Source organism: Cupriavidus sp. BIC8F (assembly GCF_032465815.1).
In the GTDB taxonomy this organism is placed as follows: Bacteria; Pseudomonadota; Gammaproteobacteria; order Burkholderiales; family Burkholderiaceae; genus Cupriavidus; species Cupriavidus necator.
In genome coordinates this window covers 1,234,458-1,250,045 of record NZ_CP136094.1, presented here as the reverse complement: position 1 = coordinate 1,250,045, position 15,588 = coordinate 1,234,458, and the positions used below count along the sequence as shown (strand labels likewise).

At 66.2% G+C, this 15,588-nt stretch carries 13 protein-coding genes; 10 read left to right on the top strand and 3 right to left on the bottom strand.

All coding sequences use genetic code 11. The features are described 5' to 3' along the window. Window positions 1-41: 41 nt before the first annotated feature. Window positions 42-242: a heavy-metal-associated domain-containing protein gene (locus RS901_RS05875; protein WP_041228245.1), complete on the bottom strand. Its 201-nt coding sequence runs from the start codon at window positions 240-242 to the stop codon at window positions 42-44. Window positions 243-440: 198 nt separating this feature from the next. Between RS901_RS05875 and RS901_RS05870 the strand changes: the two genes are divergently transcribed. Further along, window positions 441-2,918: a heavy metal translocating P-type ATPase gene (locus RS901_RS05870; protein WP_316151902.1), complete on the top strand. Its 2,478-nt coding sequence runs from the start codon at window positions 441-443 to the stop codon at window positions 2,916-2,918. 13 nt (window positions 2,919-2,931) lie between these two features. On the opposite strand, the gene RS901_RS05865 is transcribed toward RS901_RS05870, so the two are convergent. Then, the gene (locus RS901_RS05865) at window positions 2,932-3,984 is read right to left on the bottom strand and encodes a transposase (RefSeq protein WP_316151901.1); all 1,053 of its coding nucleotides are present in this window, start codon (window positions 3,982-3,984) and stop codon (window positions 2,932-2,934) included. 89 nt (window positions 3,985-4,073) lie between these two features. On the opposite strand from RS901_RS05865, the gene cueR reads away from it, so the two are divergent. Together cueR and RS901_RS05855 are read left to right on the top strand one after the other, a co-directional pair. After that, window positions 4,074-4,493 (top strand): Cu(I)-responsive transcriptional regulator, encoded by a 420-nt coding sequence (cueR, locus tag RS901_RS05860; protein WP_316151900.1) that lies wholly within the window; start codon window positions 4,074-4,076, stop codon window positions 4,491-4,493. A gap of 171 nt (window positions 4,494-4,664) precedes the next feature. Next, window positions 4,665-5,588, top strand: a complete 924-nt coding sequence (locus RS901_RS05855; protein ID WP_316151898.1) for a lysophospholipase — start codon at window positions 4,665-4,667, stop codon at window positions 5,586-5,588. Between the two features lie 172 nt (window positions 5,589-5,760). Here the strand turns inward: RS901_RS05855 and RS901_RS05850 are convergent, their stop codons facing one another. Beyond that, window positions 5,761-6,648 carry a LysR family transcriptional regulator gene (locus RS901_RS05850; RefSeq protein WP_316151897.1) on the bottom strand — a complete coding sequence of 296 codons (888 nt, stop codon included), beginning with the start codon at window positions 6,646-6,648 and terminating at the stop codon, window positions 5,761-5,763. A 230-nt stretch (window positions 6,649-6,878) separates the two neighbouring features. Here RS901_RS05850 and RS901_RS05845 point away from each other — a divergent pair, with 230 nt between their 5' ends. The 7 genes from RS901_RS05845 to RS901_RS05815 all read left to right on the top strand — a co-directional run bounded on the left by RS901_RS05845 (window position 6,879) and on the right by RS901_RS05815 (window position 15,393). Continuing rightward, window positions 6,879-8,438: a CoA-acylating methylmalonate-semialdehyde dehydrogenase gene (locus RS901_RS05845; RefSeq protein ID WP_316151896.1), complete on the top strand. Its 1,560-nt coding sequence runs from the start codon at window positions 6,879-6,881 to the stop codon at window positions 8,436-8,438. A gap of 27 nt (window positions 8,439-8,465) precedes the next feature. Continuing rightward, window positions 8,466-10,133 carry a GMC family oxidoreductase gene (locus tag RS901_RS05840; RefSeq protein WP_316153395.1) on the top strand — a complete coding sequence of 556 codons (1,668 nt, stop codon included), beginning with the start codon at window positions 8,466-8,468 and terminating at the stop codon, window positions 10,131-10,133. Between the two features lie 353 nt (window positions 10,134-10,486). Next, window positions 10,487-11,263: an ABC transporter ATP-binding protein gene (locus tag RS901_RS05835; RefSeq protein WP_013958408.1), complete on the top strand. Its 777-nt coding sequence runs from the start codon at window positions 10,487-10,489 to the stop codon at window positions 11,261-11,263. A gap of 17 nt (window positions 11,264-11,280) precedes the next feature. After that, on the top strand, window positions 11,281-12,006 hold the full coding sequence (locus RS901_RS05830) for an ABC transporter ATP-binding protein (RefSeq protein ID WP_316151895.1): 726 nt from the start codon (window positions 11,281-11,283) through the stop codon (window positions 12,004-12,006). Between the two features lie 74 nt (window positions 12,007-12,080). After that, window positions 12,081-13,289 (top strand): ABC transporter substrate-binding protein, encoded by a 1,209-nt coding sequence (locus RS901_RS05825; RefSeq protein WP_316151894.1) that lies wholly within the window; start codon window positions 12,081-12,083, stop codon window positions 13,287-13,289. Window positions 13,290-13,453: 164 nt separating this feature from the next. Beyond that, window positions 13,454-14,338, top strand: a complete 885-nt coding sequence (locus RS901_RS05820; protein ID WP_010811285.1) for a branched-chain amino acid ABC transporter permease — start codon at window positions 13,454-13,456, stop codon at window positions 14,336-14,338. After that, window positions 14,338-15,393, top strand: a complete 1,056-nt coding sequence (locus RS901_RS05815; RefSeq protein ID WP_316151893.1) for a branched-chain amino acid ABC transporter permease — start codon at window positions 14,338-14,340, stop codon at window positions 15,391-15,393. Before RS901_RS05820 ends, RS901_RS05815 begins: the two co-directional genes overlap by 1 nt. Window positions 15,394-15,588 lie beyond the last annotated feature (195 nt).

The window sequence follows — 15,588 nt, the reverse complement described above, 5'->3', positions numbered from 1 at the left end:
CGGGGGTGCCCTTTCATATTGGCGCGGCCGCGGTGGCCAGCTTACGCCACCGACTTGACCGGATAGCCAGCCTCTTCGATGGCATCGCGCAGGGCCTCGGCATCGGCGCCGCTCTCGACGCGCACGGCCTGGGCGGGCACATCCGCGCTGACACGTGCGGCCGGGTCAACCGCCTGCACGGCACGCGTGATGGCGCCGACGCAGTGGTTGCATGACATGCCTTCGACCTGGAACTGGATCATGATGGGATTCTCCTGGACAGGATGGAAAAGGCGGCAGGGTGCCGCGACAGACATAGTTTGAACCTTCCCATGGTGGGAAGCGCAAGGGGAATCTTGTTGGCGCCAATGTGACGGTAACACCCTGCCCATTCGGCCTTGACCTTCCAATGATGGTAAGGTCCATGATGCTGACATCGACACTGCGGATGATTCAGAACCATGCCAAATTCCAGCGCTGTGCTCGCTTCACGACCTGTCCGGCCGGCTGACGATGTACCCGAATGGCGCCTGCCGGTAGACGGTATGACTTGCGCCTCATGCGTGCGCCGCGTGGAGAACGCGCTGGCCCGGGTGCCGGGCGTGCGCGATGTGGCCGTCAACCTGGCGACGGAAGCCGCAACGCTGCGTGCCGACTCGGGCACGGTGCTGCCGGCCGCCGCCCGCGCCGTGGCCGATGCCGGCTACACGGTGCCGCAGGACACCGTCGAACTGAATATTGCCGACATGACCTGCGCCTCATGCGTGACCCGGGTCGAAAAGGCGCTGCGCGCGGTGCCGGGCGTGATGGACGCGCAAGTCAACCTGGCAACCGAGCGCGCCAGCGTCACGCTGCTGCGCGGGGCGGCGGATACCGCGGCGCTGGTGGCCGCGGTCGCGCGCGCCGGCTATGGCGCGACGCCGGTGGCCGATGCCGCATCGCAGGCGCCGCAGGCCGGGCAGGGCACTGCCTTCTGGGAAGGCCCCTGGCCGGTGGCGATCTCGGCGGCGCTGTCGCTGCCGCTGGTGGCGCCAATGGTGCTGGAATGGTTCGGCGTGCACTGGATGCTGCCGGCATGGGTGCAGTGGCTGCTGGCCACGCCGGTGCAGTTCGTGTTCGGCTGGCGCTTCTACAAAGCCGGCTGGAAGGCGGTGCGCGCCGGCGCCGGCAATATGGACCTGCTGGTGGCGCTGGGCACGACGGCGGCCTACGGGCTGTCGCTGTGGCTGATGTGGCGCACGCCGGCCGACGCCATGCCGCACCTGTACTTCGAAAGCGCGGCGGTGGTGATCACGCTGGTGCGCCTGGGCAAGTGGCTGGAGACCCGCGCCAAGCGCCAGACTGCCGATGCCATCCGCGCGCTCACGGCGCTGCGTCCCGACACTGCCCGCGTACGCCGCGGCGGCGTGGAGCAGAGCGTGCCGCTGGCGGCGGTGCGCGTGGGCGACGAGGTGGTGGTGCGCCCCGGCGAGCGCATCCCGGTGGACGCCGAGGTGATCGAAGGCAGCAGCCACGCGGACGAATCGATGCTGACCGGTGAAAGCGTGCCGGTGCCGAAGAAGCCCGGCGACCGCATCACCGGCGGCGCCATCAATTTCGAAGGGCTGCTGGTTGCGCGCACCGAGGCGGTAGGCGCCGAGACCGTGCTGGCACGCATCATCCGCATGGTCGAGCACGCTCAGGCGGCCAAGGCGCCGATCCAGCGCATGGTCGACCAGGTCAGCGCGGTGTTCGTGCCGGTGGTGCTGGGCATTGCGCTGCTGACGGTGCTGGGCTGGGGCCTCTATGCCGGCGACTGGGAATGCGCATTGCTCAACGCCGTGGCGGTGCTGGTGATCGCCTGCCCGTGCGCGCTGGGCCTGGCCACGCCCACGGCGATCATGGCCGGCACCGGCGCCGGCGCGCGCGCCGGCATCCTGATCAAGGACGCCGAGGCGCTGGAGGTGGCGCACCGCGTCAGCGTGGTGGCATTCGACAAGACCGGCACCCTCACGGTCGGCAAGCCGGAAGTGGTGGCGCTGCATGCGGCCGATCCCGCCGATGCCGACGCTAGCGCGCTGATGGCGCGGTTGGCCGCGCTGCAGGCCGGCAGCGAGCATCCGCTGGCCCGCGCGGTGCTGGCCGCGGCGCAGGCGCGCGGCATTGCCGTGCCGCAGGCCACCGAGGTGCAGGCCCTGCCGGGCCGCGGCATTGCCGGCGTGGTGGACGGCCACGCGCTGCAACTGGGCAGCGAGCGCCTGCGTGAAGCGCTGGGCGCAGCGGCGGGTACGCTGGCAACGCTGGCGGACCAGTTGCGCGCGGACGGCCGCACCGTGTCGTGGCTGGTCGAAACCACGCCACCGCGCGTGGCCGGGCTGGTCGCGTTCGGCGATGCCATCAAGCCGGGCGCGCCGGCGGCGATCGCACGGCTGCGCGCGGCCGGCGTGCGCACCGTGATGCTGACCGGCGACAACGCCGGCGCGGCGGCGCGCGTGGCGCAGGCGCTGGGGCTGGACGATGTGCAGGCTGAGGTGCTGCCCGAAGACAAGGCTGCCCGCGTGCAGGCCCTGGGGCGCGATGGCGCGGTGGTGGCGATGGTGGGCGACGGCATCAACGATGCGCCGGCGCTGGCGGCGGCGGACGTGGGCATTGCCATGTCGACCGGCACCGACGTGGCCATGCACGCCGCCGGCATCACGCTGATGCGCGGCGATCCGGCGCTGGTGGCCGATGCGCTGGCGGTCTCGCACCGCACCGTGCGCAAGATCCGGCAGAACCTGTTCTGGGCTTTTTTCTACAACGTGGTGGGCATTCCGCTGGCCGCGGCCGGGTTGCTGAACCCGGTGGTGGCGGGTGCGGCGATGGCGTTCTCCAGTGTCAGCGTGGTCAGCAATGCGCTGCTGCTGCGCCGCTGGCGTCCGCAGGCCGGGGCTGCCACGGCACAGGGAGGCGAGTGTTGACGTCCTGCCCTGCCTAAAGGCAGGGGATTCCCACAGCTGGCGATGCACGTCCGCATCGGAGAATGTTTAACGCAGCATTGGTATCACGGTCATGCACGACACCACAGCTACTGCAGGTCCACTCTCTTATTCGCAGTCCTGCGATACCTTTCGGCCGCGTCGTGCTGTCCTTCGAACCGCACGCCGAACAGGACTGGGTAGAACCGCTTTCGTTCACTTCCTCAAACGTGGCTCCGTGCGCAATCGCTTTGTAGCGGAGCTTGTCCCGGAAGGACGACCAGGATGCGTCGTAGACGCTCTTCGCCATCTTGGTTTTGGCGAGTTTCAAAGCCGACACGTTGCCGACCGCGATGTAATCGAAGCGCCGGACGAGCTCGAACGCAAGCTTGTGCTGGAAGTCGGAGCGGGCATTCGCCACCTTGGCATGCAGCTTGGCAATATGCCGCTTGTGCTTTCGCGCACGCTGCGCCTTCGCCAGCCTTTCGGCGGCATGCTGGCCAAACCGGTCATTGGGAAGTTTCTCGCCGGTCGAGAGCGTGGCGAAGTCCTTCAAACCAAGGTCGATACCGACGCCAGCCTGAATCGGGCGTGCCGGCACATCGGCAACCTCTATCACGATGTTGAGAAACCAGTTCCCGCGCCCATCCTGCGCAAAGTTCGTGCCGTCCTTGATCTTGCCTTCTGGCAACAGGCGGCTGTTGAACACACGGAAGGTATTCCCGGCAAAGCGAAACGCCTCGCCCTCTCGTTTCAGCTCGCGACCCTTCAGCGGCACCCATCCCAGGGATTTCCTGCCGCGGTATCGCAGATAAGGACGGCGATGCTGGCTGCGCGATTTTGCGTATTGCTCGCACGTCGCGTTGACCGTGCCGGAATGGATGCCGAGTTCCTTGCTGCTGCCGGTGGTCAGCACGTTCAAATCGAACCCGCTCGGCCACTTCTTACCCCATTTGAGCGCATGCTTCTGCGTGTCATTGCAGAAGTTCCAGACGTAGTTCACCGCTCGGCTCTGCGTGTTAAGCAGGCCGTTGAGCGACTTCACCCGGTAGCGGTAGACAAGAATCATGCCGCACATTCTAACGTGGGAATGCCGCCTCTCGGCGGCGCTCCTTTCACTCCCCGCCATGAATGGCGAGGTTTCTCGGAGCAAATCTGATGAATATCGGCGAAGCGGCGCAGGCGTCGGGCGTGTCGGCCAAGATGATCCGGCACTATGAATCGATCGGGCTGGTGGCGGCACCGCCGCGTACCGAGGGCGGCTACCGCCGCTATGACGAACGTGCGGTGCATACCTTGCGCTTCGTGCGGCGCGCCCGTAATCTGGGATTCTCGCTCGACGAGATCCGCAACCTGCTGTCGCTATGGCATGACCGCGGCCGCGCCAGCGCCGACGTCAAGGCGCTGACGCTGCGGCATGTGGCCGACCTGGAGCTGCGCATCGCCGAACTGGCCGCCATGCGCGACACGCTGCGCGAGCTGGCGCAGCACTGCAGCGGCGATGACCGGCCGGATTGCCCGATCCTGGCCGATATGGCGCAGCCGGAAGCGCAGGGCAGGCTTGCCTGCCACGGTTGAGCGGGACAGAGTGCAAGGCAAGGCAAGGCAAGGCAAGGCAAGGCAAGGCAAGGCAAGGCAAGGCAAGGCAAGGCAAGGCAAGGCAAGGCAAGGCAGGCAGCACCACAAAGAACAACGACTGCCGGCGCCAGCGCTTTGCCGGCGGTCCGTGCCGGGAGGAGACTTGCGCGAATGGAACAACTGATGACGGACGATCCTGCTATTGCCGGTGTTGCCGGCATGCCTGCCGATACCCCTGCCGGCACGCACGCGCCGGTACAGAGCCGCCAGCGCATGCGCGACGGCACCGAGCTGTTGCTGCGCACCTGGCAGCCCGATCCGGCGCGCTTTGCCGAGCCGCTCGGCTCGGTGCTGCTGGTGCATGGCCTTGCCGAGCATGCCGGACGCTACCAGCATGTGGCCGATGTGCTGTGCGGGCTGGGCCTGCGCGTGCGTGCGCACGACCTGCGCGGCCATGGCGCCAGCGGCGGCGCGCGCATGGTGGCGGACCATCAGGATGCCTACCTGGACGACCTCGCCGAGATCTACGATGCCGCGGTGCCTGGCTGGAACGAGCTGCCGATCCTGCTTGGCCACAGTATGGGCGGGCTGATCGCGGCGCGCTTTGCCACCGCGCGCGTGCGCCCGGTGCGCGCGCTGGTGCTGTCCTCGCCCGCGCTGGCGCTGCGCCTGTCGGGTCCGATGCTGGCGCTACACCGCGTGCTGCTGGCGCTGGCGCCGCGGCTGCGCGTGCCCAATCCGATCGATGCGCGGCTCTTGTCGCATGATCCCGCCGTGGTCGCCGCCTACCGCTCGGATCCGCTGGTGCAGACCACCATCACCGCCAGCGTACTGGAGAGCTTTATCCGCGGCATGGCGCAGGCCCAGGCCGATGCCGCGCTGCTGGAGGCGCCCACGCTGATGCTGGTCGGCGGCGCCGACCGCGTGGTGGATCCGTCCGGCAGCCGCAGCTTCTTCGACAAAGCGCCGCCGGAGTTGCGCGAAGAGGTCTGGTTCGAGCATGGCTACCACGAGATCTTCAATGAAGCGCAGCCACTGCGCGGCGAAGTGTTCGCGGCGCTGACCGGCTGGCTGCAGCGTCACCTGCAGCAGTAGGGACGTTGCGTTAGTGTCCTGTTCCGCAAATACCTTGCCATGAAATCGCCCAGTTGGCCGCCATGCGTCGTTGCTCGTCGTTGCCATAGCTACGGCTATGGCGCCTCCTCCCGCCTAGCCTGACGACCAACTGGGCGATTTCATTCTGGCAAGTTATCTACGGAACAGGACACTAGGTCCGGAACACCGACTCGGCCACGCCGAACGCTGCTGCGACGACCGGGTCGTCGCGGCGCGTGGCCAGGCATACCAGCGTCAGCTCCGTCTGCACCGAGACTCCTTCCACGATCACCAGCCCGTGCGCATGCGATTCGCGCAGCGCGATCGCGTCGCGCACCAGCGACAGCCCCACGCCGGAGCGCACCAGGTCCAGCATCGACGCCTCCTGGTCGACATGCGCCACCTTGGGCACGCCGGCGGGATCGACGCCGGCCTGGGCAAAGCGCGCGGACAAGAGGCGGTTGTGCGCCGATTCCGGCGGCGTCCAGATCCACGGCAGCGTTGCCAGCTGCGCCCATGAGCGCAGCGCGGTGCGCTCTTTCCAGCCCTTGGGTGCTACCACGTAGTAAGAGAAGGGCGTCAGCGTCAGCGCATGGAAGCCGGCGTCGGGCGGCTGGCCCAGGTAGAAGCCCACGTCGAGCGCGCCGCTGCGTACCTGTTGCAGCACCCAGCCCGACATGCCGTGGCGCAGCTCGGTGCCGATCTGTGGATGGCGTTCCACCAGCGTGCGCAGCATCGGGCCCAGCCGCGTGAATTCCGGGTCGAGGATAGTGCCGATCGCCAGCCGGCCGCGCACGGTGTGATGCATCGCGCTGACGGTGTGCTGCAGGTCGCCCACGCCATCCAGGATGCGCTCGGCCAGTGGCAGCAATGCGGCGCCGTCGGCGGTCAGCGTCAGGCCTGCGGCAGTGCGCTCGAACAGCCGGATGCGCCACGCCGATTGCAGGGCCTTCAACTGCAGGCTCACTGCGGGCTGCGTCAGGTGCAGCCGCTGCGCGGCGCGGGTCAGGTTGCCCTCGCGCGCGACGGCAACGAAGGCGCGCAGGTGGTGGAGGTCCAAGGCGGTGTCGGGGCGAAAGGTGGCGCGGGAGCGTGGCGTGGTGCGGCGCAATATTTTGCGCGGCTTATATTGCGATTGACGATAAATCATTGGACGGGGCCGCGCAACTGCACCAAGCTTGCGCTCAATACGGCCCGGCACGCCTTGTGCCGCGCGGCAGCGATGCCAGTGCGATGCTGGCAGATGTTTGCGCCAGCGTCTTCACCAGACGCAAAGATCTGGCAAGCCGCATGCCGTCAGCGACCCAGCATTCAGGAGCGGAAGTGGAAGACATCCTTGCAGAAGCCAGCGCGGTGCAGACCATCATCGGCCATAGCATCGCAGGCCGGCAGACACGCGGCGCATCGCAGCGTCTGGCCGATATCTATAACCCCGCCACCGGCGAAGTCGCAGCACGCGTGGCGCTTGGCACCGCGCAGGACGTCGCCGCTGCCGTCGCTGCCGCCCATGCCGCATTCCCGGCCTGGGCCGACACCCCGCCGCTGCGCCGCGCGCGCATCCTGTTCAAGTTCAAGGAACTGCTCGACCAGCACCACGACGACCTGGCCGCGCTGATCACGCGCGAGCACGGCAAGGTGTTCTCGGATGCCAAGGGCGAAGTCACGCGCGGCATCGAGGTGGTGGAATTCGCCTGCGGCATCCCCAACCTGCTCAAGACCGATTTCACCGACAACATCGGCGGCGGCATCGACAACTGGAACCTGCGCCAGCCGCTGGGCGTGGTGGCCGGCATCACGCCGTTCAACTTCCCGGTGATGGTGCCGATGTGGATGTTCCCGGTGGCGATCGCCTGCGGCAATACCTTCGTGCTGAAGCCGTCGGAACGTGATCCGTCGCCGAGCCTGCTGATTGCCGACCTGCTGCGCCAGGCTGGTTTGCCCGATGGCGTGTTCAACGTGGTGCAGGGCGACAAGGAAGCCGTCGATGCACTGCTGGCGCATCCGGATGTGCAGGCGCTGTCGTTCGTCGGTTCGACGCCGATCGCCCAATACATCTACACGGAAGGGACCAAGCACGGCAAGCGCGTGCAGGCATTGGGCGGCGCCAAGAACCACCTGGTGGTGATGCCCGATGCCGATCTTGATCAGGCGGTCGATGCGCTGATTGGCGCGGCCTATGGCTCCGCTGGCGAGCGCTGCATGGCGATCTCGGTAGCCGTAGCGGTGGGCGATGTCGCTGACAAGCTGGTGCCGCGTCTCGCGGAACGCGCGCGTTCGCTGAAGATCCGCAACGGCATGGAGTCCGACGCCGAGATGGGTCCGCTGGTAACCGCTGCGCACAAGGCGAAGGTGGAGGGCTATATCGCCAAGGGCGTGGAAGAGGGCGCGACGCTGGTGACCGATGGCCGCGGTCATACCGTACCCGGCCATGAGAACGGCTTCTATGTCGGCGGCACGCTGTTCGACCACGTCAAGCCGGACATGACGATCTACAAGGAAGAGATCTTCGGCCCGGTGCTGTCGGTAGTGCGCGTGCATGACTTTGCCGAGGCCGTGGCGCTGATCAATGGGCATGAATACGGCAACGGCGTATCGTGCTACACCAGCGACGGCGGCATCGCGCGTGCGTTCGCGCGGCAGATCCAGATCGGCATGGTCGGCATCAACGTGCCCATTCCGGTGCCGATGGCATGGCATTCGTTCGGTGGCTGGAAGCGATCGCTGTTCGGCGACCATCACGCCTATGGCGAAGAGGGCGTGCGCTTCTACACGCGCTACAAGAGCGTGATGCAGCGCTGGCCGGATTCGATTGCCAAGGGCGCTGAGTTCACCATGCCGGTGGCGAAATAAGCCGCAACGATGACGACAAGAACAGCGATGGAGACATTCGACTACATCATCGTGGGGGCCGGTTCGGCCGGCTGTGTCCTGGCCAACCGCCTGACGCAGGATGCGAACGTCAACGTGCTGCTGCTGGAGGCCGGCGGCAAGGACGACTACCACTGGATCCATATCCCGGTGGGCTACCTGTACTGCATCGGCAACCCGCGCACCGACTGGCTCTATCGCACCGAGGCCGAGGCGGGGCTGAACGGCCGCTCGCTGGGCTATCCGCGCGGGCGCGTGCTGGGCGGTTGCTCGTCGATCAACGGCATGATCTATATGCGTGGCCAGCGCGAGGATTATGACGAGTGGGCGCGGCTGACCGGCGACGATGGCTGGCGCTGGGACAATGTGCTGCCGCTGTTCAAGCGCAGCGAGGACCACCACCGCGGCCCGAGCGAATTCCATGGCGCCGGCGGCGAATGGCGCGTGGAAGGCCAGCGGCTGCGCTGGGACATCCTGGAGCGCTTTGCCGATGCCGCCGAAGAGGCGGGGATTCCGCGCACGGAGGATTTCAACCGCGGCGACAACTTCGGCGTGGGCTATTTCGAAGTGAACCAGCGCCGCGGCATCCGCTGGAACACGGCCAAGGCCTTCCTGCGGCGTGCGTCGGAGCGTCCCAACCTGACCATCGTCACCGGGGCGCAGGTGAGCGGGCTGACCTTCGACGGGCGCCGCTGCACCGGCGTGAACTATATCGGCGGCGGCCGGCCGCAGACGGCGGCGGCCACGCAGGAAGTGATTCTGGCCGCGGGCGCGGTCAATACGCCGCAGCTGCTGGAGCTGTCGGGCATCGGCCAGGCGGAACGACTGCAGGCGCTCGGCATCCCGGTGCGCCATGCGCTGCCCGGCGTGGGCGAGAACCTGCAGGACCACCTGCAGTTGCGCTCGGTGGTGAAGGTCAGCGGCGTGCGCACGCTCAACACGCGCGCCGCGAGCCTGTGGGGCAAGTTCTGCATCGGCGTGCAATATGCCTTCAACCAGAGCGGGCCGATGAGCATGGCGCCGTCGCAGCTGGGCGCCTTTGCGCGCTCGGACCCGTCGCAGGCGCGGCCGAATGTGGAGTACCACGTGCAGCCCTTGTCGCTGGACAAGTTCGGCGACCCGCTGCATGCGTTCAATGCCTTTACCGCGAGTGCCTGCAACCTGCGGCCGACATCGCGCGGCAGCGTGCATGTCGGCAGCGCGGATTTCCGCCAGGCGCCGGTGATCGCGCCCAATTACCTGGCGACCGACGAGGATCGGAAAGTCGCGGCCGACTCCATCCGGCTCACACGCCGTATCGTGGCGTCGCCGGCGCTGGCGCCGTACCAACCCGAGGAATGGCTGCCGGGTCCGGCATTCCAGACCGACGAACAGCTGGCCGAAGCGGCCGGCAATATCGGCACCACCATCTTCCACCCGGTGGGCACCTGCAAGATGGGCCGCGCCGACGACCCGATGGCCGTGGTTGACCATCGCCTGCGCGTGCTGGGCATCGACGGCCTGCGCGTGGTCGATGCCTCGGTGATGCCGCTGATCACGTCAGGCAACACCAATTCGCCGACCATCATGATCGCCGAGCGCGCCAGCGACCTGATCCGCGAAGACCGCCGGCAGGGCCTGACTGCGGCGGAGGTATTGGTGCAACCAACGCTGGCGGCAGCGGCTGCAGGCGCCTGATATGAGCGCGCCACGGGGTCGCGGGCGGGGCCGTGACCAAGTGGCGCAGCCTGCTCATGTGCGCTTGCAAAAAAACTGACACTTGGTTCATGTTTCATAGTGCAAACCCCGATGTTTTGCGATGCAACAGGCGCACACAATAGACGCCTCACAGGGTGCGTCGGCAGCACATCGAAGCCATCGCCGCAACCTGCGCGGGAGCCGCCCCGCACCAAAACAGAAAGCCGCAGGCAGGGCCGCAACCACGGCCAGCCTGACGGAACAAGCGGCAGCAAGGGCCTACAAGGCCGGTTCGGACCATTGTCAGTGCCGGGCATCACCCCGGCAGTTCAGCAAGAGGGCGGGCAGGAGACATGAACCAGCAGGAAACCATCCTGGAAACGCGGAACCTCACCAAGGAGTTCAAGGGGTTCACGGCGGTGAGCGACGTCAACCTGCGGGTGCGCCGCGGGTCGATCCATGCCTTGATCGGGCCCAACGGCGCCGGCAAGACTACTTGCTTCAACCTGCTCACCAAGTTCCTGGAGCCGACCACCGGCACCATCCTTTTCAACGGCATCGACATCACCCGTGAAAAGCCCGCGCAGATCGCGCGGCGCGGCGTGATCCGTTCGTTCCAGATCTCGGCGGTATTTCCACACCTGACGGTGATGGAGAACGTGCGCATCGGGCTGCAGCGGCAACTTGGCACGGCGTACCAGTTCTGGCGCAGCGAGCGCTCGCTGGACGTGCTCAATGACCGCGCCATGGAGCTGCTCGAACAGGTCGGCCTGACCGAGTTCGCGCAGACGCTGACGGTGAACCTGCCGTACGGCCGCAAGCGCGCGCTGGAGATTGCCACCACGCTGGCGATGGAGCCCGAGCTGATGCTGCTCGACGAACCCACGCAGGGCATGGGCCACGAAGACGTGGACCGCGTCACGCAACTGATCAAGAAGGTCTCGGCAGGCCGCACCATCCTGATGGTGGAGCACAACATGAGCGTGGTTTCGTCGATCGCCGACAAGATCACCGTGCTGCAGCGTGGCGCGATCCTGGCCGAAGGGCCGTATGCGGAAGTCTCGAAGGATCCGCGCGTGATGGAGGCCTACATGGGCACCGTCGACGCGGAACTGCAGGGCGCGCACTGAGAGGGCCGGGGAACGATATGACGACATCCAACACACCCGCGCTCGAGATCAGGGACCTGCACGCCTGGTACGGCGAATCGCACATCCTGCACGGCGTGGACCTGACCGTGAACCGCGGCGAAGTGGTCACGCTGCTGGGCCGCAACGGCGCTGGCCGCACCACCACGCTGCGCGCGATCATGGGACTGACCGGCGCGCGCAAGGGCTCGATCAAGGTCAATGGCCACGAGACCATCAGCCTGCCCACGCACAAGATCGCGCACTACGGCATTGGCTATTGCCCCGAAGAGCGGGCGATCTTCTCCAGCCTCTCATGCGAAGAGAACCTGATGCTGCCGCCGGTGCTGAAGGGCGCCGACACCAGCAAGGGCATGAGCGAGACCGATATCTACGAGATGTTCCCGAACCTGAAGGAGCGCCGCCAGAGCCAGGGCACGCGTCTTTCCGGCGGCGAGCAGCAGATGCTGGCGGTCGGGCGCATCCTGCGCACCGGCGCGAACCTGCTGCTGCTCGATGAAATCTCGGAAGGATTGGCACCGGTGATCGTGCAGGCGCTAGCGCGCATGATCCTGATGCTCAAGCAGAAGGGGTACACGGTGGTGATGGTGGAGCAGAACTTCCGCTTTGCCGCGCCGCTGGCGGACCGCTTCTACGTGATGGAGCACGGCAGCATCGTCGAGCGCTTCGCGGCCAATGAGCTGCAGGCCAAGATGCCGGTGCTGCATGAACTGCTCGGGGTCTGATCCGCACGGATCATGGGTTGATGTTTGGCAGGAACGGGTGGCGCGCACGCCGCCGCAAATCAGGAGACATAGAGATGAAAAAGACTCGGCTCGCGGCCGCGATGGCGGCCATTGCCATGGGTGCGGTTTCCTTCAGCGCCGTTGCCCAGGTGTCGGGCGACACCGTGAAGATCGGCTATATCACCGACATGTCGGGCCTGTACGCCGACATTGACGGCCCCGGTGGCCTGGAAGCTATCAAGATGGCGGTCGAGGACCACGGCGGCAAGGTGCTGGGCAAGCCCATCGAGATCGTCTCCGCCGACCACCAGAACAAGGCCGACATCGCCGCCTCGAAGGCGCGCGAATGGATGGACCAGCAGGGCCTGGACATGCTGCTGGGCGGCACCAACTCCGGCACCGCGCTGGCCATGAACAAGGTGGCCTCGGAGAAGAAACGCGTCTACATCAACATCGGCGCCGGCACGGCGCGCCTGACCAACGAAGAGTGCTCGCCGTACACGGTGCACTACGCCTATGACACGGTGGCGCTGGCCAAGGGCACCGGCAGCGCGGTGGTCAAGCAGGGCGGCAAGTCGTGGTTCTTCCTGACCGCCGACTATGCCTTCGGCCATTCGCTGGAAAGCGACACCGCGGCCGTGGTCAAGGCCAACGGCGGCACGGTGGCGGGCCAGGTGCGCCATCCGCTGTCGGCTTCGGACTTCTCGTCGTTCCTGCTGCAGGCGCAGTCGTCCAAGGCGCAGATCCTGGGCCTGGCCAACGCCGGCGGCGACACCATCAACGCGATCAAGGCGGCCAAGGAATTCGGCATCACCAAGTCGATGAAGATCGCCGGCCTGCTGATGTTCATCAACGATGTGCACAGCCTCGGGCTGAAGAACACCGAAGGCCTGCTGATGACCGACAGCTGGTACTGGGACATGAACGACGACACCCGCAAGTTCGCCAACCGCTTCTTCGGCAAGATGAAGAAGATGCCGAGCAGCCTGCAGGCGGCGGACTACTCGGCGGCCAGCACCTACCTGAAGGCGGTGGAAGCAGCCAAGACCGACGATCCGGACAAGGTCATGGCCGAACTCAAGAAGATGAAGATCAACGACTTCTACACCAAGGGCTATATCCGCCAGGACGGCCGTGGCATCCACGACATGTACCTGATGCAGGTGAAGTCCGCGGCAGAGTCGAAGAAGCCGTGGGACTATCTGAAGGTGGTCGCGACCATCCCGGGCGACCAGGCCTTCACCACGGTGGCCGAGTCGAAGTGCGCAATGCTGAAGAAATAAGCTGATGTGAGATCTGCCGGCGGCGCGCCACCTGCGTGCCGCCGGCATCGGACGCGGTTCCTTGCTGCGGTGTTCGCCAACGGTGTTCGCCGCAGCGTTCGCATTACCTGGCACCAACCGCAGCAATCCCCGCCATACAACGGCGGTATCAACGGCACTCCGCGATGGACATCTTCGGAATCCCCTTGCCGGCCATGCTTTCCCAGCTATTGCTGGGGCTGGTCAACGGCGCCTTCTATGCGATGCTGAGCCTGGGCCTGGCGGTTATCTTCGGCCTGCTCAACGTCATCAATTTCGCGCACGGCGCGCTCTTCATGCTGGGCGCGGTGCTGGCCTGGATGGGCATGGAGTACGCCGGGCTGAACTACTGGATCATGCTGCTGCTGTCGCCGCTGGTCGTCGCCGCGCTGGGCGTGGTGATCGAGAAGACCATGCTGCGCTGGATCTACAAGCTCGACCATATCTACGGCCTGCTGCTGACGCTGGGCATCACGCTGGTGATCGAGGGCATCTTCCGCTCGATCTACGGCGTGTCGGGGCTGCCGTACTCGACGCCGGACGCGCTGCAGGGCGCGACCGACCTGGGCTTCATGATCCTGCCCAACTACCGCGCGTGGGTCGTGGTGGCGTCGCTGGTGGTTTGCTTCGCCACCTGGTACGTGATCGAGAAGACCAAGCTGGGCGCCTACCTGCGCGCCGGCACCGAGAACCCCAAGATGGTCGAGGCCTTCGGCGTCAACGTGCCGCTGATGGTGACGCTGACCTACGGCTTCGGCGTGGCGCTGGCCGCCTTTGCCGGGGTGCTGGCCGCGCCGGTGATCCAGATCTCGCCGCTGATGGGGCAGAACCTGATCATCATCGTGTTCGCGGTGGTGGTGATCGGCGGCATGGGTTCGATCATGGGCTCGATCCTGACCGGCCTGGGGCTGGGTGTGGTCGAGGGGCTGACCAAGGTGTTCTATCCGGAAGCGTCGTCGACCGTGGTGTTCTTCATCATGGTGATCGTGCTGCTGCTGCGCCCGGCCGGGCTGTTCGGGAAGGAGAAGTGATGAGCGCACCCTCCACATCATCGACGCCATCCACGGTGGCGGCCAATGCGGGCAACGCAGGAAAGGGGCAAGGCGTGCAGAAGAAACTGTTGTACGGATTGCTGCTGCTGGCACTGGTTGCCGCGCCGCTGGCCGGTGCGTATCCGGTGTTCGTGCTCAAGGTGCTGTGCTTCGCGCTGTTTGCGTGCGCCTTCAACCTGCTGATCGGCTATACCGGGCTGCTGTCGTTCGGCCATGCGGCCTTCTTCGGCGGCGCAGGCTATACCGCTGGCCATGCCATGAAGGTCTGGGGCGTGACCCCGGAAATCGGCCTGATCCTGGGCACCGGTGCGGGCGCGCTGATCGGCTACGTGGTGGGCTCGCTGGCCATCCGCCGGCAGGGCATCTACTTCTCGATGATCACGCTGGCGCTGGCGCAGATGCTGTTCTTTATCTGCCTGCAGGCGCCGTTCACCGGCGGCGAGGACGGCCTGCAGGGCATCCCGCGCGGCAAGCTGTTCGGGGTGCTGCCGCTGTCGGACGACCTGACGCTGTACTATGTGGCGCTGGCGATCATCGTCGCCGCCTTTGCGCTGATCGTGCGCACGGTGCATTCGCCGTTCGGCCAGATCCTGAAGGCGATCAAGGAGAACGAGCCGCGCGCAATCTCGCTGGGCTATGACGTCGACCGCTTCAAGCTGACCGCCTTCGTGCTGTCGGCGGCGCTGTCGGGGCTGGCCGGCTCGATCAAGGCGCTGGTGCTGGGCTTCGAGACGCTGACCGACGTGCACTGGTCGATGTCGGGCTCGGTCATCCTGATGACGCTGGTCGGCGGCCTGGGCACCTTGTCGGGCCCGATTGTCGGTGCCTTCGTGGTGGTCGCGCTGGAGAACAAGCTGGGCGACATCGGCAACTTCCTGGCGTCAGTCACCGGCATCTCCTGGTTCGGCACGCTGGGCGAGTCGGTGACGATGGTGACCGGCGTGATCTTCGTGATCTGCGTGCTGACTTTCCGCCGTGGCATCATGGGCGAGCTGCTGGCGCGCTTCGGGGGCCACTCGGGCAAGCGGGAATAAACGCAGGAGTGACTGCGGGTCGACATGCCCGATTCTGGGGCTAGGGTTTTTTCTAGCTTGTCCTCGATGCACCGCTTCGTTACATTCCATATACGGTTTTCGCAGGTTAAATGGAGGCGGAAGCGAGGAGACGACAGGCGCGCACCCGGTGTCGGGTAGCAGCGTTATAAATAAAGGGCGTTGCCGGGTGATCCT